The 20,036-nt window shown below is 51.4% G+C and carries 13 protein-coding genes; 5 read left to right on the plus strand and 8 right to left on the minus strand.

From position 1 onward, the window contains the following. The first annotated feature begins 26 nt into the window (after positions 1 to 26). Positions 27 to 1,796 (plus strand): membrane dipeptidase, encoded by a 1,770-nt coding sequence (locus tag WKT13_RS01115; protein WP_340322453.1) that lies wholly within the window; start codon positions 27 to 29, stop codon positions 1,794 to 1,796. A 58-nt stretch (positions 1,797 to 1,854) separates the two neighbouring features. After that, positions 1,855 to 2,874, plus strand: coding sequence for a M28 family peptidase (locus WKT13_RS01120; protein WP_340322454.1), 1,020 nt, complete (start codon positions 1,855 to 1,857; stop codon positions 2,872 to 2,874). 191 nt (positions 2,875 to 3,065) lie between these two features. Here the strand turns inward: WKT13_RS01120 and WKT13_RS01125 are convergent, their stop codons facing one another. The 6 genes from WKT13_RS01125 to WKT13_RS01150 form a co-directional block, all read right to left on the minus strand. Then, entirely contained in the window at positions 3,066 to 3,872 is an 807-nt protein-coding gene (locus tag WKT13_RS01125; protein WP_340322455.1) for an energy transducer TonB, read from the minus strand. A 126-nt stretch (positions 3,873 to 3,998) separates the two neighbouring features. Further along, on the minus strand, positions 3,999 to 4,940 hold the full coding sequence (locus WKT13_RS01130) for a hypothetical protein (RefSeq protein ID WP_340322456.1): 942 nt from the start codon (positions 4,938 to 4,940) through the stop codon (positions 3,999 to 4,001). An 81-nt stretch (positions 4,941 to 5,021) separates the two neighbouring features. Continuing rightward, positions 5,022 to 6,038, minus strand: coding sequence for a hypothetical protein (locus WKT13_RS01135; RefSeq protein ID WP_340322457.1), 1,017 nt, complete (start codon positions 6,036 to 6,038; stop codon positions 5,022 to 5,024). A 95-nt stretch (positions 6,039 to 6,133) separates the two neighbouring features. Beyond that, a complete protein-coding gene (locus WKT13_RS01140) occupies positions 6,134 to 6,730 on the minus strand; it encodes a hypothetical protein (RefSeq protein ID WP_340322458.1) in 597 nt (198 codons plus the stop codon). A gap of 990 nt (positions 6,731 to 7,720) precedes the next feature. After that, positions 7,721 to 11,794 carry an Ig-like domain-containing protein gene (locus WKT13_RS01145; RefSeq protein WP_340322459.1) on the minus strand — a complete coding sequence of 1,358 codons (4,074 nt, stop codon included), beginning with the start codon at positions 11,792 to 11,794 and terminating at the stop codon, positions 7,721 to 7,723. A 567-nt stretch (positions 11,795 to 12,361) separates the two neighbouring features. Further along, a complete protein-coding gene (locus tag WKT13_RS01150) occupies positions 12,362 to 12,940 on the minus strand; it encodes a DUF4294 domain-containing protein (protein WP_298620486.1) in 579 nt (192 codons plus the stop codon). Positions 12,941 to 13,198: 258 nt separating this feature from the next. Between WKT13_RS01150 and WKT13_RS01155 the strand changes: the two genes are divergently transcribed. Next, the gene (locus WKT13_RS01155) at positions 13,199 to 14,983 is read left to right on the plus strand and encodes an ATP-binding protein (protein ID WP_340322460.1); all 1,785 of its coding nucleotides are present in this window, start codon (positions 13,199 to 13,201) and stop codon (positions 14,981 to 14,983) included. A 55-nt stretch (positions 14,984 to 15,038) separates the two neighbouring features. Then, positions 15,039 to 15,710: a response regulator transcription factor gene (locus WKT13_RS01160; protein ID WP_340322461.1), complete on the plus strand. Its 672-nt coding sequence runs from the start codon at positions 15,039 to 15,041 to the stop codon at positions 15,708 to 15,710. 77 nt (positions 15,711 to 15,787) lie between these two features. Here the strand turns inward: WKT13_RS01160 and WKT13_RS01165 are convergent, their stop codons facing one another. Further along, on the minus strand, positions 15,788 to 16,606 hold the full coding sequence (locus WKT13_RS01165; protein WP_298620089.1) for a pyridoxamine kinase: 819 nt from the start codon (positions 16,604 to 16,606) through the stop codon (positions 15,788 to 15,790). Between the two features lie 331 nt (positions 16,607 to 16,937). Between WKT13_RS01165 and WKT13_RS01170 the strand changes: the two genes are divergently transcribed. Next, entirely contained in the window at positions 16,938 to 18,440 is a 1,503-nt protein-coding gene (locus WKT13_RS01170) for an acetyl-CoA hydrolase/transferase C-terminal domain-containing protein (protein ID WP_298620088.1), read from the plus strand. Between the two features lie 147 nt (positions 18,441 to 18,587). On the opposite strand, the gene WKT13_RS01175 is transcribed toward WKT13_RS01170, so the two are convergent. Then, positions 18,588 to 19,634 (minus strand): threonine aldolase family protein, encoded by a 1,047-nt coding sequence (locus WKT13_RS01175; RefSeq protein ID WP_340322462.1) that lies wholly within the window; start codon positions 19,632 to 19,634, stop codon positions 18,588 to 18,590. Positions 19,635 to 20,036 lie beyond the last annotated feature (402 nt).

Here is a 20,036-nt window from a genome sequence, read left to right on the forward strand (position 1 = left end):
TGCATGCAAAACCCTCTTCGCAAGAAATGAAATCATTTGATCTCAACGCGATAACACACGACATTTATTCGGTTTTTCCTGAGGCGACACGCAAGCCGCTTATAGGAATAACGTCCAATTATACCGACGGCGACGCATCGCTGCGCGACCGTTACTACACACAGATCGTGGCTGCCGGAGGCGTGCCGGTGATTATTCCACCCGTAGCCGACAGCGACGTCATCATCAACACACTCGACAACATCGACGCGCTGCTCCTCACAGGAGGCGCCGACCACAACCCACTATGGAGCGGACAGCAGCCGCAACCGGGCCTGCACAACATCAACGCAAGGCGCGACCTGCCCGAACTGCTCGCCACACGGTTGGCCTACAACCGCCAGATTCCCATTCTGGGTATATGCCGCGGCATGCAGACCATAGCCATTGCGCTGGGCGGTGAGGTGTGTCAGGACATTCCGCACACACCACAGCTCATAAAGCATTCGCAGGATGCCGACCGCACGGAACCCACCCATAGCGTCAACATCGAGCAGGATTCGTGTCTGCACACGATATTCGGCGCAGACACCATATACGTCAACTCCTTCCATCATCAGGCAGTAGCGTCGCCCGGCAAAGGCATGCGCATAGTGGCAACAGCACCCGACGGCACGGCCGAAGCCATGGAGAGCATCGGCCACAAGGCCATTATAGGCGTACAGTGGCATCCTGAATGGATGGGCGAAGACGGTCTGCCGCTGTTCAGATGGCTTGTGGACGAGGCGCGGCTATTCAGCGAAGCCAAGCACACTCACACCACTACACTCACCCTCGACACCCACTGCGACACGCCGATGTTCTTCTCTCAGGGCATACACTTCGAAGAACGCGACCCGCGCATACTCGTCGACCTGCACAAGATGGACGACGGACGCCAGGACGCCGTGACAATGGTGGCCTATCTTCCGCAGCCAGGCGACGGCCAGAGTTTTGCCGACGTGTCACAGTTCGGCACAGAGAGCCCCAAGGCTTATGCCGATCTCATCTTCGACAAGATAGAAGACATCGTGGCACACAATGCCTCACACATAGCCATAGCCCGCACACCTGACGATCTGTATGCCAACAAACGCAGCGGACGCAAGTCCATAATGCTCGGCATAGAGAACGGTCTGGCCATTGAGGACAACCTCGACAACATCAACCATTTCGCCCGCCGCGGCATAGTCTACATGACCCTGTGCCACAACGGCGACAATGCCATCTGCGACAGCGCACGCCGCAGCAAGGCCACAAACGGCGGAGTGAGCGCCTTCGGAGCGGAGGTTATACAGCGTATGAACGACCTCGGCATAATGGTGGACATGAGCCACGCCGGCGAAAAATCGTTCTACGACGCGCTCTCCATAAGCCGTGCGCCGATAGTATGCTCCCACTCCAACTGCCGCGCACTGTGCGACGTGCCGCGTAATCTCACCGACGACCAGCTGCGTGCGCTCGCTGCAAAGGGCGGTGTGGCACACATCACGCTCTACCACGGTTTCCTGCGCACCACAGGCGAGGCGTCCATACTCGACGCCATGGACCATCTGGAGCATGCCATAAACATTATGGGCATCGACCATGTGGGCATCGGCACCGACTTCGACGGCGACGGCGGAGTGAGCGGAATGGCCGACAGCAGCGAGATAATCAACTTCACGCGCATGCTGCTGCGCCGCCGTTACTCACAGCAGGACATCGCACGTATCTGGGGCGGCAACTGGCTGAGAGTGATGAACGAGATAAAAGCCATGGCCACTACATCCGCATAAACAGAATACTGACCGGCCGCACTACGGCCGCATCACGACACATAACAAACATTTCAAAATGAAACACATTCGCATAACACTGGCAATAACTGCCGCCATCATCATCACAGCTGCCTCGTGTGCTTCGTGCAAGAGCACTAAAAAGACCGCCGACGAAGCCATGACGGACTCGGCCGCTCTCGTAGGACCTGAATTCAACGCCGACTCGGCGTTCAACTTTGTGGCCATGCAGTGCTCGTTCGGGCCACGAACGATGAACAGCAAGGCGCACGACCGCTGCGAGGAATGGATTGCAAAGCAGTTCGAGAAATACGGCATGAAGGTGGAACGCCAGCGCGCCGACCTCAAAGGCTACGACGGAACAACGCTGAAGTCGTGCAACATCATAGCGCGCTACAACCCCGACGCCGCAAAACGCATAGTAATCTGCTCTCACTGGGACTCGCGCCCATGGGCAGACAACGATCTTGACAAGAACAACTGGCACAAACCTGTCATGGGAGCCAACGACGGAGCGAGCGGCGTGGGCGTGATGCTCGAGCTGGCACGCCTTCTCCAGAACGACAGCACACTGAGCCTGGGCATCGACTTCGTATGCTTCGACGCCGAAGACTGGGGTACTCCCGAATGGGCCGACAAAGCATCGGACAGCGACTCCTGGGCACTCGGAGCGCAGTATTGGGCAACACATCTGCCCGAAGGCTATCAGCCGGCGTACGGCATACTGCTCGACATGGTAGGCGGACAGAACGCCAAATTCTATCAGGAGGGAATATCAAAAACCTATGCTCAGGACGTGGTCAACAAGGTATGGGGAGCTGCCCACAGCATAGGCTATGCCGACTATTTCCCTATGACCGACGGCACAATGGTGAACGACGACCACGTACCACTCAACGAGAAGGCCGGAATACCTACCATCGACATCATACCTTACTATCCGGACTGTGCACAAAGCACCTTCGGCCCTACATGGCACACCGTGTATGACGACATGGAACACATAGACATCAACACTCTGAAAGCCGTGGGACAGGTGATGGTTCAGGTGATATACACCGAGACCGGCGAACAATAACGCCGCGACCGCAGCAAAAACGCCTGCCGGAAGGCTCACGGACACCGTGCGCCATCAGGCCAGACGACGAAAATAATCAATGGGAAACAGGACTTATTGCGCCGGAAACAACAACAGGAAAGCGCATGAACGATAAAAGGCGGGCAGCACAGAGCTGTCCGCCTTGTTTTATTCATCACTGCCACGGCACGTCATTCGGCACGGTCCAACGCCAGCGTCAGCCTCACGCACACCGCCTCGCCGTTCTTGCTGCCCGGTGTCCACCTCGGCATGTTCTTCATGAGACGCTCAACATCGAACTCCTCGTCTTTCGCGAGTCCTTCGGACATGGTCGCACTCTCCACCCAACCGTGGTTGTTCACTGTAATCCTGACCACAGCGTCGCCCTTACCGCCTTCGGCCAGACGCCACTTGTGCAGCATGCCGGCCTTTGCCACATAGTCTGCCAACGCTGTCCTGCCGCCCTTGAATTCGGGCGCCTTAACACCATTGCCCGGCTCATACACCTGCAACTTCTCGACACAACTGTTGCAGTAAGGCACAACAGAGTCTATCTTCAGCTCACCGTTCACCTCCGCCAGCTTCAGCAACACGAACGTGCCGCCTCTGAACTTCCCGTTATCGCGCCACACATGGGTCATCGAGTACCTGTTTTTCTCCTTTTCTTCTATCAGCATCGACGATACATCCATGCCTCCGTCATCCTGCACCTGCGTAAACAGGTCACAGTCGCAACAAATCGATTCGCCGAGAGAATCCACCGCGTAGTATCGGGCGTAATAATCTCTCATACCGTCTGTCAGGTTCTGCCGGAGGAAAATGTCCAAAGCCTTTCTGGCGTCATCCTTCGACACACCGGGCTCAAACCGCATGTACTGTGCTTTCAGATACCCGGCATAAAAATCTCTGATAAAAGCATCGCTCTTGTCGTCGTCCGATACATTGCCACAACATGCAAACACAGTGCACAGTGCGATGAACAATAACGCTTTTCTCATACGATAAAATTTAAAAGTCCTGAATAAGATATCGTAACTCTCTCTTATGCTACAGATTGTGTCAGGGCGTCGGGCTTCCGCCGTCTCATCCGGCACATCGCGCCGCGCCATGACCTCCGGCATCTGTCAGTACTTCACTTCTTCCGCCTGCTCAAAGGCCTTGTCAAGGTCGAGTTCCGCAACTATCAGCCGCTCACGGTTCTTCCAGTCATAGCCCACCTGGTAATAATGGTTGCCCCGTATGAACCCCATCTCCTCCGAACTGATGTGTGTCTCCACGTCTACATTCTCTGTAAGGACGTTCAGTGGAAAGACATCAAAATCGAATGTCACAGCTTCCATCTTATACATCTTCCTTACAGTGCCGTACATATCGGCAAAAGCGAAATCATCGGAATCTATGCGGAACACATTATAATTCCCGTAAACGCCTTTATAATAGACATAGTAACGGTCCATGCCGTATATCTCCGGTATCGGGAGCATGTATGTCTCGTCTATCTCGCCCATCACAGTCTCCTTCCACAGAAGGCGCGGCTCATAACTGAAGATGCTGTAGTCACGCCTTATGCGGTAATGTTCCTCACCGTCGATCACCACCGGAACCTTGTACCACAGGACTATGCAGTCAGGTCGCATGTAACCCTTGCTCACGCTGTCAACGGGCAGCGGCACATGGCGCACGTCGCCCTTGCCGTCCTTACTCAGGATGATAAGCTCGCGCCTGACGTCCTGCACCAGATACAGACTGTCACCGCGCAGACGGAACAGGCCGCGGGTGGTGGCGGCATCTGACACCTCGCGCCGCCACTGAAGCTCCGTTCCCTTGAAGCACGACACGCGCAACGGACAGCCTCCGGCAAAATAGAACGTGCCCTTGCCGTCGGTGTCGAAGCCCGAAATGAACAATTCCTTATTCTTCGCATTGAAAAGACAATCTACAGAATCCGCCGAACCACTGTATCTGAAATCCCAATAACGCAGTGCGGGATAGCGGTCGTTTGTGCGCTGTGCGCACATCGTCTGGGCCGCGCAAAGCAACACCAGCAAATAGAAGAATCGTCTCATAGGTCTCTGTCTGTTAATTAATATGCACGCAAACAATCACGCGGACCGCCCGCCATAAGTTTACGGACAGTGCACTGCCGACTATTTATTCTTGTCTCCTATATAATTATACCATTTCTTGACTTCATCCCGGACTGTCGGGAATATCTTGTCAACATCGAAATCGGCCACCATCAAACGTCCGTCGTGCCAGTAACCGGCATAATAGACATGCGTTCCGCGCAGTATGGTTGCCTCCGGAAGACCGGTGTGACACATGTAGTCAGTAATGTCGGTGAGTACCTCCAGCGGTATAACCTGATAATATTCTTCCGCGTTGATTCCTACATCAATCTTTCTTATCAGCGGCTTTTTGTCGGCGCCGTCCATATTCAACGTAAATCTACAGCCGGAAACATACAACGGCACTCCATGGAACATGCCCTTATAATCCTGACACGGATTCACAGAATTTGCATATCTGTTGCCATAGGCATCAAGGATGTGCTGATCGTAGAAGTCAGGCGCAGGTCTCATATACTTGTCACGCAGAGACGTATTCACCGTGTCTCTCACCATCAGCGAGCCGTCGTAGTTGAAGTAAGTCAGCTCGTAATAGTCATCCCAGTCACCATGTTCCACCATGTTGCTGCACAACACGAAATATTTATCATGCAGCACGCCATCCTTTATGCTGTCAACCGGAAGCTTGACACGGCGCACATCACCCTTGCCGTCCTTGCTCAGAGCGATAAGTTCGTGCGTGACGTTCTGCACAAGATACAGACTGTCGCCGTGCATACGGAACAACGCGCAGGTGGTGCCGGCTTTGGAAACCTCGCGCCGCCACTGAAACTTCGTGCCCTTGAAGCACGACACGCGCAAAGGTTCGCCTCCGGCAAAATAGAACGTGCCCTTGCCGTCGGTGTCGAAACCGGACAGATAAAGCTCCTTCACTGAGTTGTATATACAGTCAACCGAATCCGCTGCATCGCGGAAAGTAAAATCCCAGTAGGTCATCTCCGGGTAACGGCTCGCGCGCTGTGCGTCAGCCGTAAAGGCAAACAACGACATCATGGCCGTCAATGCCGCAAAACGAATAAAATTGTCGGTTCTCATAGTATTTATATCTTACTCTTACAATTTATTATAGAAGTATTTAAACCCGTCACAAGGCAACTTCACTTAATCACAGGATTGCATTCAGAATCGAATCACAATACATTTCCATCGCCGTCATAGCGTATCAAACGTTCCTCAATACAATTCACATGAATGCGGTTCTTGTATTTGTCTTCCATCTTACGGTACGTTATCTCGCACTTGCGGATAAGAGGCACACACAGACGTTCTTTGACATCAAGGCACAACTCCAGTTTGCAGACAATCACACCTTCCGGATATTTGTCAGTATTCCACAACGGAAAATGGGAGTCTGCCAGATAAAGCTCCACATTCTTTTTGAAGACCGGCCCCTTTACATCGCCGAAATAGAAGGCATGTCCTTCCTTTCTCATCTGGTACACCGAATCACGTTTCGTGATAATCATGATTTCGAGGTTCTTGAAATCAACGCTGTCCTGATCATGAAAAACAACCGCCCAAAATCTTATCGGCTCCTTATTCTTCTTATCCCATACATCTTTGTAACAATATATGGCATCTTTCTGAACAACCTTTGGCGGCTTCGAAGAACTGACAGTGTCGGTCTTTGCACAGTCATCACCCTCTGTCCACATCTCATGTCCGGCCATTACTGACAATGGAAGGGCAAACAGCAAAAATACTGCAATCAGTCTTACCTTGTTCATAATCATATTTTTTATGTGTTTTCCCCTTATTTGAAAGTATAAATATGATAAAGATATTATGCCATGAATTTACAAAAAGTTACAATACGGACAAATACCCGCAGATTAAATTTATACATTTATAACACTGGCTCATGCACATACAACCATCATCCATATAAAGAAAAAGACTGTTCGTCATTTTTTTGCTTATCGATAACGATGATATAAAAAAACAAAAATCGCAGTCGGAGATGTTAAATTATCGCTGCGTAGATCGCGGAAAAATCGCGTCGGAGCGGACGGGGAGCTGTTTCGCGCGAAAAAACACGAATTTTCAGAAATTCCACAACAGACTGACAATCAGCGGTTTATAACATATCTCCTTTCGACAGATATTTCTCCATCCTGCAATAATGCCCGTTTTAGGGCCTGATATGGGCTCTACCGGGTGCTGATAAAGACCATATCAGGCCCTGAAAAAGACTTAACCGCACCCTGAAAAAGGCAATATCGCAAAGCAGTCTGCCCACGACGGCTCCGCCTAAAAGCCGGAACGCGATGATAAAGGGCGTTTTAACGGCCGACGGTTTTCTGGAATGAGAAAAATGATGTGTTAAATGCGAGGAAGAAAAAGCTAACGGATGTTAAAAACAATTTGCAAAAACAAGCGCGGCCCGGGTGGTGTCCGCTCCATGCAAACAGTGGTTACGACATAGCGTGCCATAGTGCGGCAGACTGCATATAAGAAGTGCGTAGCGGCCGTGAGAATGGCTTAACGGACAACATACTGTCTGAAGCCGGTGGCACAACAGTATGCCCGTGACACAATTTGGGCACCGGAGACAGTGAAACACCACTGCCGGCATACATATCAAAAAAGCAAAGCCCCGGCTTCGAAGAGCCGAGGCTTTGTAGAGAGGCTGAATGTGTCGTCGTCCGATTCACATTCAGCGAAGATATCTGACGCGTGCCGCAACCGTGCTGTCACAGCGCGGCACACGTATATTCTTACAGCATCACCTTATAGATTCGTGACTCGCCGTTGACGAATGTCACCTTCACAACATATACACCGGAAGTCCATCCTGCCACAGAAATCTCCATTCTTGAGTTGTTGGCAGCCGAACCGGCATATCTCTGCTGGCCTGTAGCGTCGAACACACCGACCTTTGAGACAGCGCCTTCGCTCACTACGACGATGGCATCACCGTTTACAAACACGCGTGTGCCCTCTATTTCGTCTATGCCCAGACTTGGGTCGATGTCCTCGGCCACCTCAACAAGACAATCAGCACTGAACTTGCGGTCCTCGGTTGAAACGGTCACGATAACCTCGCCTTTCTTATGGCCTGTCACAAGACCGTTCTTGTCAACATCGGCTATGCTTGCATCCTCGGTCTCCCATATCAGCACCGCGCCTGCTGTTTCGGGCACGAGATGTGCCACGAGCTGATGGCTCGGAGTCTTGCTGTCGAGAGTTATCATCGTCTCTTCAAGATAGAGGTCCTCCACCGGAGCCGTAACCGTCACAACGCATGTGTCGGAAACCTTGCCGTCTTCAGTCATCGCGATGACACTGGTAGTGCCCGGAGCCACACCCACGACATTGTTTTCCAGCATATAAGCCACGTCGTTGTTCTCCGACTTCCATACTATATTCTTGTTTGTAGCATCCTCAGGCAATACCGTTGCAGACAGTTGCGCACGCTCGCCAACACCTATTCTCACATTCTCCTTGGATATAACGACCTTCTCTACAGGTATCACCACTGTCACATGACATACGGCCTTGTAAAGTCCTTCTTCCGTTGTCACGGTGATGTCGGCAGAACCTACACCGCGAGCAGTAATCTCACCGGTGGCCGAAACGCTCGCAACCTTCAGGTCGGAAGAAGCATAACGCACGTTCTGGTTTGTGGCATCGGCCGGCACAATCTCCGGCTTCAGTGTGTACTTGGCACCTTTGTCCATAGTGAGTTTGTCGACGTCGAGTTTCACTCCTCTTACTATGAACTCATACCAGAAGCGCGGATAACCGTCGGTCATCACCCATGGGCTCTCGCTGTCCTTACCGAAGCTCCATCCCATTGTCTCATAGAACTTCTGGTCGAGCTCCTCTTTGGCTACAGACTTGCCGTGCACCTTGTCAGCACCCACTGTGGTTGCATCCGATTCATTGACTGTCGCCAGATTATCAGAATCAGGACCTATAAGCATAGAAGCAAGAGCGTAGTTGTCTGACAGCGAGCCTTCGGTCTCTGTATATGCCACTCTGGCAAGATTTAACGGCATCACCACCTTTTCGTTCAGAGCCACGTTGTGTGCCACAGAGTTCTCGCTCATCATGTTAAGACCGAGTATACCTACCACGCCACCGGCGTCCATGACATACTGTTCGCCTTCGCGCATGTCACCGCAAACACTTCCCGAAGCATAGTTCTTCTCGATGACGCATCCGTGTGCCGCACCGGCAATACCGCCGATCTGTGTCACACCGCTTATGTCGGCACTGCTGTAATTGTTTGATATCACCGCACCGTTAGCCGAATATCCTGATATACCGCCCACACAGTCGTTGCCTGCGAGCTTTCCCTTTACGTAGCAGTTTGATATCTTAGAACCGGTCTGTCTGCCCACGATTCCTCCTACAATACCTGCACCGGGCAATACCACCTCTCCTTCGAAAGATGAGTTTGCTATTACGGCGTTGAAGGATATCTGTCCGGCAATGCCTCCGAAGTCCATGTTTGACGGCATCGTGGCACCTGCCTCATATACATTATTTGTCACATGACAGTTTTCTATAGTAGCTCCACTGAGATTTCCTGTGACGGTTCCCCATGAAGATGAAGCCAGATTAGACCATTTCACATTCTCCAGTCTCAGGTTCTTCACCTCTCCGCCATCCATAACTTCGGCAAAGAGACCGGCATACATGCCGTTGGAATTCACCGCAAGATTCTTTATCACGTGGTTATTTCCGTTGAAATTACCAGTGAACGAAGGTATCGGAACAAAGCCGTTGTTGTTCACTCCTGTGTAGGCAGCCATGTCGATGTCACATGTCAGCTCGAAGTATGCGTCCTGATGGTTTCTCATCATGTCCAGTTCCGAAGGATTGGAAATGAGATAAGGACTTGCCTCCGTACCGTCGCCTTCCAGTGCAACAGCCTGCAGCGGAAGATCGAAGAACACCGTCTTGCTCTCCGACATGTCGCTCTTAGACACGTATGTCAGATACATATTCTTCTGATATGTCTGTTCTGAGTTGGCCAGAATGCCGCCGCCAGAGAGACTGTAATCGTCATTATCGGCCCAGCTGTATATCGTTTTCTCGTCGTTAGCGATACCGAACACACTGTAAATGCTCTCATAATCGTCAGTGTATTTCTTGGCAAAGAACACATATTCCGACTTGTCGTCAGGCACAAACGTATAAGGATTCATTGTGCCCGCGTCCAGAAGAGGAGTAAACAGAGCCGCTGTCGGACCGAGATCTATTCTTACTTTTTTCGTTCTCTTGCCGTTTACGTCATAATGAACAATGCCGCCATATACTGTGTTATCGGCATTTTCGCCGCGTCCGAGACCGAACACGTACTCATAAGAATCGCCCACCGGCACTCTTCCGAAGTTGAGTGAAAGGTAGTCGCCGTTGTGTGTTGCGGGGAAGGTGAACACTTCCTTCATCTCCGGCATCTTGTACATCATGATGCCAGAAACGCCTCCGTTGCCGCTAAGAAGCACTGCATATTCGTCGCTCTGTCCCGGAATCTTCTGCAGATTCATGATGTCAGCCGTATTTGTGAACATTTCCTTGAGTATCTCTCCGTCCTCGTTCACAAGATAATAGTCCATCATTTCGCTGTCGGTCTCAGAGTAATATCTGCTCATTCCGTATACAATCTCGTACTTGTCATCGCTGTTGAAGACATGCTTCGTAATCATATACTCACCGAATGTTCCTATCGAGCTCATGCTTATCTCATGCTGGTCCAGACCTATCAGAGGCAGTTTCATCTCCTTCACAAGATTGAACGACATGTCGTAAAGCTGTATTATGAACTTGTTGTTTTTCTCAACCTCAGGGTCGTATATGTCGTCATTGGCTATGAAAGGTTTCTCATAGAAGGATGACACGTAGAATTTCTCGCCCTCGATATCTATCTGATTGAAAAAGAGTCCGTGCGTATAGGACAACAGATTCTGAGGTATTCTTTTCTCAAACACCGGTTCGGGCAGTACGTCCAGCTCAGTGCCGATGGATCTCGGCGAGTAATATCTCACCACCTGCTCATCATTTGCGTCGGCATGTTCGGCCTCGTAGATTCCTAAATTATAGGAGCTGAAACCGTATTCGTCTGTCTTTTTATCCAGGACAACACCCGAAGACCACGCGAAACGGTTAAGTATCTGGCTGTTTTCGTCAATAATCACAATGGTGTCACGACACGATTCAGGACCGGAAGCCTGTCCGGCGAAACCGTGAATCTGAATCAGAAACTCCCATTTGTTGTCGCTGTTGAACACCTTTGAGGAAATAGTCTGCGCCAGATTGAAATACATTGTCGTATCCGATGACGAGATCTTGAACGACTTTATTTCCTCAAAATCATCATTATATATCTTATATGTAGCTGACCTGTAATATGTTCCGTACACTCCACTTGGTACAGACTTCTCCATCTCCTGAGTGAAGATGTATTGCTTTCCGTCCTCAATCGTACTTACAAGTCCCCATCCTAAATTCAGTTCCTTCACCGAAGCAGGACCTCCATCGCCTTCCGCTTTCGCGCCACCGTTCTGTTTTTTGATAGCGGCTGCGAGTTTAGGATTGCTCGACATGGGATAAACCTTGGCAAAGTTATCCGTTTTCTGTTTCTTGCCTTCTCTCGTATCCTTATATATGGAACGTCCCTCTACAGGAATGGTCCTTATTTCCGGATCAGAGAAAGCCTTGATTTCTTTTTGCGTAAGAGATTCAGACCTCTGTTTTTGAATAAAAGACTGTGCCGAAAGCACACCGTTGCCCAAGAGCAGCATGGCTATACAGCCCACCGTTTTTTTAGTAAATCTAACCATAATTTTTCATTAAATTAAACACAATTTCAAGCTTCATTAAGTTTCTATATCTACATTAGGTAATAAATCCAAATGAAAGTAAAACTGGCGTTTATCTTTTATTCTGCGATGGCTTCATGGCATTTAATTTACAGAATATTACAGCCACAAAAAGATACTGCCGTGTTTTACGGCGGCAAAAGTACATAAATTTTATTTAAAAAAATATTTTTCGTCACTTTTTTAACAAAAACCGATACAAAATGACATATTAATGACTTTTATAAACGAAAAGTCCTGCTATCTCATACATATAACACCATGCGAGCGATAAAACCGTCATACCACCGGGCTAAGTGGTCTTGACCTGATTATTGGCAATATGGAACACAGCAAGGAACCAGTCACGGGGTTACAATGCTACCATTACGTAATGATAAAAAGACTATCTGAATACAACATTCATCACATAGAGCAGCACTACACGCACTGTTCTATTTTTCGCACAAATCAATACCGCTACTGACATAACGGTCTATCATATATATAAAAACATTGTGAAACTGAAGCAGGCACTGCTTCCTGTAACTAAATCTGTCCCGACTCCACCATCAGCACCACGCGCTCCGTCAGACGGTCGATGCCTTCCGGCTCATACTTCTTGGTAAGACTCGCGCCGAACAGAGCCGCGAATGCCTGATAGAATCCGGCGCGTATCGGTCCGAGAAAGGCTTGTATGAGCTGATACGACGACGAGTTGCACTCGCGATAGACAAGCTTTATGAGCAGTTTGCCCTGTTGGTAGGACAGTTTCTTCATGCGCGGCGTGTACTCCTTGCGTATGCTCTTCTCCACCAGTTTCATGTGTTCGTCGCGCGCACGCTTGTCGGGCAGTGTCTGCAGATACTCGTATGTCTCTATGATAATCCGGTTCACCTCCTTGGCTATGGGCAGCACCTTCTTCACGTTGGCCACAAGACGGTTGTAGGCCGCACGCTGTTTGGCATTCTTGAACACCGGCTGCGGATAGACATACACACTGTTCATCTCCACATACTGTATGCTGTCGCCGTTGTCGTCGAGCACCTTGCCCACCTTCACCATGGGCTCGAGCGCACCTTCCTTGGCGGCCGTGCCTCCATCGTCCTGTGCCGCGCACTGCGCCATCCACATCAGACAAAGTGTCAGAACTATGATAAACCTGCTCATATACTGAACGCAAAAGTACATATAAAAAATCATTCCGCTCTGATATCGGGCCCGATTTTATTTCTTTTTTGCATGTATCAGCCTCATTATCAAATATTATCTTTATATTTGTAGAATATATGATGCCATCATACCGCATCGTCCCGTCAGGACATTCCATCGGTGCCAGCCCTTTGATATATCAATACACTCATCATAACCAAAAACCGCAGACCTATGAAAACATTATCCCGACACCTCAATCTCAGCAGGAAAGCCATCATACTGCTTATTTCTCTATGCTTTGCCACCGCACAGGCTTTGGCCGACAAACAGACCGAAGAACTGCGCTCCAAGGCCGACATGCTGCACGCGCAGGGCAAGAACGACTCGGCAATGATTGTGGCCGGAAAAGTGCTCGACACGGCCGTGCAGCGCAAGGACACCGTGCTGATGATGGGCATGCACTCGTCCATGGGCGTATATCTGCGCACATCGGGCAAGACAGACGAGGCACTCGAACACTACAACGAGGCAATGCGCCTGTGCTCCACACCGGGAGTGGTGGCCCGCGGAGGCGAGGAAGCCGTGCAGGAGGCCGCCATACTCTATCTGAACATCGCCACACTGCACATAGACATGAAGAACACGAAGCAGGCGCTGTCGTGTGCCGCCACTTCAGCCGGATGGGCAGCGAAGAGCAAGGACAAGGCCCTACAGGCACAGCTCTACTCGAACATCGGCTCAATATATCTGATGGCGGGCGACGCACGCTCGGCCATGAAGCATCTCGAACGTAGCTACACACTGTCGGAACAGACCGGACAGCACGACGCCGCCCTCACTGCCGTGGCCTACATCATGGGAGCCGCACACAAGGTAGGCGACGCGGCAGCTGCCAATAAGTGGGACACCGTGGGCGAACGACTACTGCCTGTGACTACGGCGGAGACGTCGCGGCTGGTTTATTACCAAGTGAAGTGCGCACTGCTCATGAACAACAAGGAATACAAGGCCGCGCTGCCGGTGTTCGACAAGATACTTTCGATGAAGTGTGTGGAAGGTATGCCGTTCGTGCAATACGACTGCTACAACAACATGCACATGGCCTACGCCGCCCTGGGCAGCTACAACAAGGCATACACCTCGCTGCAGAAGGCCACAGCACTGCACGACAGCATAGCCGACAAACAGAGTGCCGACAACCTGCGCGAGCTCAACGTGAAGTATGAGACCAAGGAGAAGGAGCTCGCACTGGCACAGAGCGAGACACGCCTGGCACACATGTACACCTACGCCATGCTTGCCGCCATACTCGTGATTGTGGCCGCAGCGGCGATAATAATATACATACAGCGGCAGCGCCGACGCCGTCGTGAGCTCGAGCTTGACTTCGCACGGCTCAGAGCCGACACCGCACGCCGCCTGACCGAACGCTACATCAACGGTCTGGAAAGCGAGCGCACCCGTCTGGCACGCGAACTGCACGACGGTCTGTGCAACGATCTCTACGGCGTGGAGATGAAGCTCGCGCTAACCGATAACGCACAGCCGGCCGTCAGCATGCTCACCGAGTGCCGCGAGAAGGCTCGCCGCATATCCCACGAACTGATGCCGCCGGAGTTCTGCTATGCCACCATCGACGAGGTGATAGCCGACTACGTGGAGCAGTGCGCCACAGAAAGCTGCGCCACGGAGTGCTCATCCACACCGGAGTATGCCGACTGGAGCATCATAGACGACTCCACGGCGCTCGAGATATACCGCATAGCACAGGAGGCTGTGGGCAACGCCGTGCGCCACTCGGGAGCCACAACAGTGAGCGTAAGCATGCGTATGGAGGACGACCGGGCCGTCATAACCGTGACCGACAACGGCCGCCACACCACCCACAAGCCACAGGGCATAGGTCTGCGCACCATGAACCAGCGCGCCGAGGCCGTGGGAGGAAGCGTCAGCATGGACGCCGGCGAGCAGGGAACACGCGTCACACTGACCATTCCTTTGAAAAAACAAGCGTGAAAAATTACGGTTTTCCGTGAGTGATATTATTCATGCACCTCTTAATTTTGCATGCATGAACGACATTTACAAATATCTGTTAGAGGATCTGAAGATAGCAATCACCGACGATCACGATCTTGTACTCGAAGGATTCAAGAGTTTTCTCGAGAAGAAGAACATCAGACATGTCGAGACATTCACCACGGCACAGCAGCTCATAAACACACTGCCGGCACGCGACTTCGACATATACATCATCGACATCGGCATGCCCGACATCGACGGATTCACACTCATCGACGTCGTGAGAGAACATAAACCCGACGCAAAGATAATTGTCAACACCATACATCAGGAGGTGTGGATAATAAGGCGCATGCTCGACAAGAACGTGAACGCCATACTGAGCAAGTCGACTGACTTCTCCAAAATAACCGAAGCGATAGAAACCGTGATAAGCGGAAAACAATACTTCTGCCCGGAAGTAAGAAAAAAACTGAACCGTCACCGCCAGCTGCTCGAGCATCCGTCCGAACGCGAGATAGAGGTGCTCAGGGCAATGGCGCGCGGACTGACATCGAAGGAGATAGCGGCACAGCTGTTCATCTCGGAAAACACGGTGGAGACACACCGCAAGAAACTGTTCATGAAACTGAATGCGCGCAACATTGCCGACCTCATAGTGAAGGCGATAGCGCGCGGATACATCAATGCCTCAGAGTTCGACAGGAATGTCGAAACCTGAGACATCATAATACGACCGTACTGAAACTCTGAAAAAACACTCTCCCTACAAAGCTCCCGGCATGCAGGAGCGCGCCATCAGAGCACATCAAGAAACTTTTCGAGCGGAATGCCGCGATTCTTGTCCTCATTGTCCTTGTTCAGGTCGATGAGCGTATAAACGGCATCCATGGCTTTGCGCGTGCTCGGCTTCAGCATCTCTCCGTCGAGCAGATGGCCTATGAGCACCGCCGAGAATATGTCGCCCGTACCCGGGAAATGCACCGGAATCTCTGTATAAGGCAGCGAGAAATATTCGCCGTCCATGTGGTTGTAGCCCACCACCGACGGCTGGCCGTCTACAGGGATACTCGTGATGAGGACCGACTTTGTGCCAAGAGCCCGCAGTCCGTCTATCAGCCGGCGTGCTCCGTCGCTGTCAACGCCGCGTGCGTCGTACTCCATACCAGTCAGATAGCATGCCTCCGTATGGTTGGGAAATACCAGATGGGCCACGCTCACCATCTCGCGCATACTTTTTATGGCCTCATCGGTCACACCGTTATAGAGCTTTCCCTCGTCTCCCATTATAGGATCGACGAATATCACCGTGCCGGCTTCCGCCTGTTCGCGGCAGTAGGCCGATATCATCCGGGCCTGACTCTCCGAAGCCATGAATCCAGTGGCTATGGCGTCGAACGTGAAGCCAAGCTCACGCCACACGGGGAAAACACCTTTTATATAGTCCGTTGTCTCAAGAATATTGAACTTGCCGTAGTCGAGCGTATTCGAAACAAGCGCCGTCGGCAGATTGTATGTGGGATGCCCCATGTACGACAATATGGGCAGCATGGCGGCCGTAGCCACCTTGCCATATCCGGCCATGTCGTTTATAAGCAGTATCTGTTTCTTTTTCATCTTATTCGCGTTTCGCCTGCAAACTTACACAAAATCGATGAAATAAGCGAATATTTACGCCGCAGCATGATTGTCGGTCGGGAAATGACCGGATGAACCGACATTTATTGATACGTCATCACCATATTTCGTATATCCCACTCCGTTTCCAGCGGAATGTGAATATGCACATTTTTGCATATTTAACCGTTATTTCTGTATATTTATACGGTTTTAGTGCCTTTTTGAATGAATTTTTGCAAATTTATGCAGAAAATCATATGACGGAATATGTTTTCTGCATTAAAATGACTAACTTTGCCACCCGAACAAATCACACATACATAAGGAAATGGCATACACACGCATAACGGCTGCCGAAGGCGCAGCGATGATAAAGGACGGCGACAATATCGGATTCAGCGGATTCACCCCCAGCGGCGTACCAAAGGCCGTGACACGCGAACTGTCTAAACGTGCGCTGAGCGAGCATGAGGCCGGACGTCCATTCGCCGTGGGAGTGATCACGGGCGCATCGTCGTGCCAGAGCCTCGAGGGTGACCTCGCAGCGGCACACGCCATAAAGTTCCGCGCACCGTTCTCTACCAACGCCGACTTCCGCAACCATACAAACCTGGGCGAGATAGACTATGAGGACATGCACCTGGGCCACATGGCCGAGCGTCTGCGCCGTGGCTTTTACGGTGAGATTGACTGGGCCATCATAGAGGTGTCAGCCATAGAGGACGACGGCGACAAGTGCCGCGTGTATCTCACGTCGGCCGACGGCATCGTGCCGACCATTGCCCGCATAGCCAAGCGTGTGATTCTGGAGCTCAACACATTCCACAACGCCGACGCACGCTATCTGCACGACGAATACGAATGTCTGGAGTATCCATACCGCCAACCGATACCGCTGACACGCGTGGGACAGCGCATCGGTACACAGTATCTGGAGATAGACCCGAAGAAAATAGCAGGTGTGGTGGAATGCTGCATACCTGAGGAAGCGCGCACATTCAAGCCCTCCACTCCCGAGACCGACATGATAGGCCGCCACGTGGTGGACTTTTTCCTGAGCGACATGCGCGCCGGACGCATTCCTAAGTGCATGTTCCCCATACAAAGCGGTGTGGGCGTGACGGGCAACGCCGTAATGGAGGCCATCGGACGGTGCGACGACATGCCCGTGGTAGAGGTGTTCAGCGAAGTAGTGCAGGACGCAATAGTCGACCTGATGCTACAGGGACGCATATCGCAGGCATCGGTTGCAGCCATGACCGTGTCTAACGAATGTCTGAAAAAAGTGTATGACAACATGGACTTCTTCCGCAGCCGCCTCACACTGCGCCCGAGCGAACTGTCCAACTCGGCAGAGCTCATCCACCGTTTCGGTGTTATTGCCATGAACACGGCGCTCGAGTGTGACATCTACGGCAACGAGAACTCAAGCCACGTGTGCGGTTCACGACTGATGAACGGCATCGGTGGCTCGTGCGACTACGAACGCAACGGCTCGATAAGTATATTCTACACGCCTTCGACAGCAAAGGGAGGAAAGATAAGTGCCATAGTTCCCATGTGCAGTCATATCGACTCTACAGAACACGACGTGGACGTGATAATAACCGAACAGGGCATAGCCGACCTGAGAGGAAAAGGTCCGGCACGCCGCGCTGAGGAGATAATAAACAACTGTGCCCACCCTGACTACCGTCCACTACTGCGCGAATATCAGCGCATAGCCACTAAGGGACACTGTCCGGGTTCGCTGCGCGCGGCCTTTGCCTTCCACGACACGCTGACGCGCAAAGGCGACATGAGACTCACCGACTTTGCCGAATATCTGTAAACCAACGGTTCAGTCCACAGCCATACACGCATAGGCCACAGACGGACACAAGCATAGAAAAAACACCAACCGTGCCACACGGGTGTCAGAAACGACACTGCTGTGTGGCACGGTTGTTTTCGTTATATATTATTATACTGATATCTGTCATTCTACGGCAGGACATTGCGGCAACGCGTCTATAAGTTTGTCAACGTCGCTCTCGCGTGTAGCCCATGAAGTGACAAACCGTACAGGAGTCTCCTCGGTACGGCGTGGTCCCCAAAGTTCGAAGGTGGCCACATCAGACAGGGCGTCGATGACACTGTTGGGCAGCACAAAAAACTGCTGGTTGGTGGGTGAGTCGATGAACAGACGGTAGCCACGACTCACAAAGGCGCGGCGAAGCTTGTCGGCCATGAGACATGCGTGACGTGCCAGACGAACATAAAGATTGTCTGTGAAGAGTGTCTCAAACTGCACACCGAGCAGTCGGCCCTTGGCAAGAAGCGCTCCGTGCTGTTTCACTATGGAGAAGAAATGAGGCAGAAGTTCGGGACGTGATGTCACAACGGCCTCGCCAAAGAGTGCTCCGACCTTTGTTCCACCTATATAAAATACATCGCACAGACGTGCCACGTCGGCCAGACTCACATCTGAAGCGCCCGAAGCCAACGCATAGCCAAGGCGTGCACCGTCCATGTAGAGCGGGATGCCGGCCTCGTGACACACGTCGCTCAGGGCAGTGAGTTCATCGAGCGTGTAGAGTGTTCCAAGTTCGGTAGGATGAGATATGTAAACCATTCCCGGCGCCACCACATGTTCGTAGGTTTCGTCGGCATAATAATCGTCAATATATCTGCGCACATCTGCCGCACTTATCTTGCCGTCGTGCTGTGGCAGGGTGAGCACCTTATGACCCGAAGCCTCTATGGCTCCTGCCTCATGCACATTGATGTGAGCTGTCTCAGCAGCCAACACACCCTCGTGACGTGCCAGAAGAGCGTCTATCACCGTGGCGTTGGTCTGTGTGCCGCCCACGAGGAAGTTCACCTTTCCACGCTCCAGCGAGCAGGCATCAAGAATGAGCCGTTCGGCACGACGGCAATATTCGTCGAGCCCGTAGCCCGGCGTCTGCTCAAGATTTGTCTCTGCCAGGCGGCGCATCAGCTCCGGATGCGCACCTTCCATATAATCACTGTCGAAATGCAACATATCTTATTATTCTTTTATACGTATTCTTCTATACTGTTACTCCTTCTCAGACGCTCCACTGTCATACGAACATCGGGCACTTTGCGGGAAGAAATAACCAGCCGCAAAGGTAAGTATTTATTTGCAAACAGCTTTCAGCAGAGACAAAGATATGGAGTCTGTGACACATGAAAAGCCGATAAGTATGATGGCATCGCAGCCACACACCGTCATGATATGGCGCATATCACGACAACACATCGCGAATAACACCTAGTGTAGTGGCCATTTCTGCAGGCATAGAGTGTATATATAATATTGCATTCCGGCCAATATTGACATATTATATAAAACATAGTGCTATCCATATACCGTCAAGCAAGCCTTGCATTATCTTTGCATAAGACAGGAGGCGGTTCGGCA

This window comes from Prevotella sp. HCN-7019 (genome assembly GCF_037890215.1).
Lineage (GTDB): Bacteria > Bacteroidota > Bacteroidia > Bacteroidales > Bacteroidaceae > Prevotella.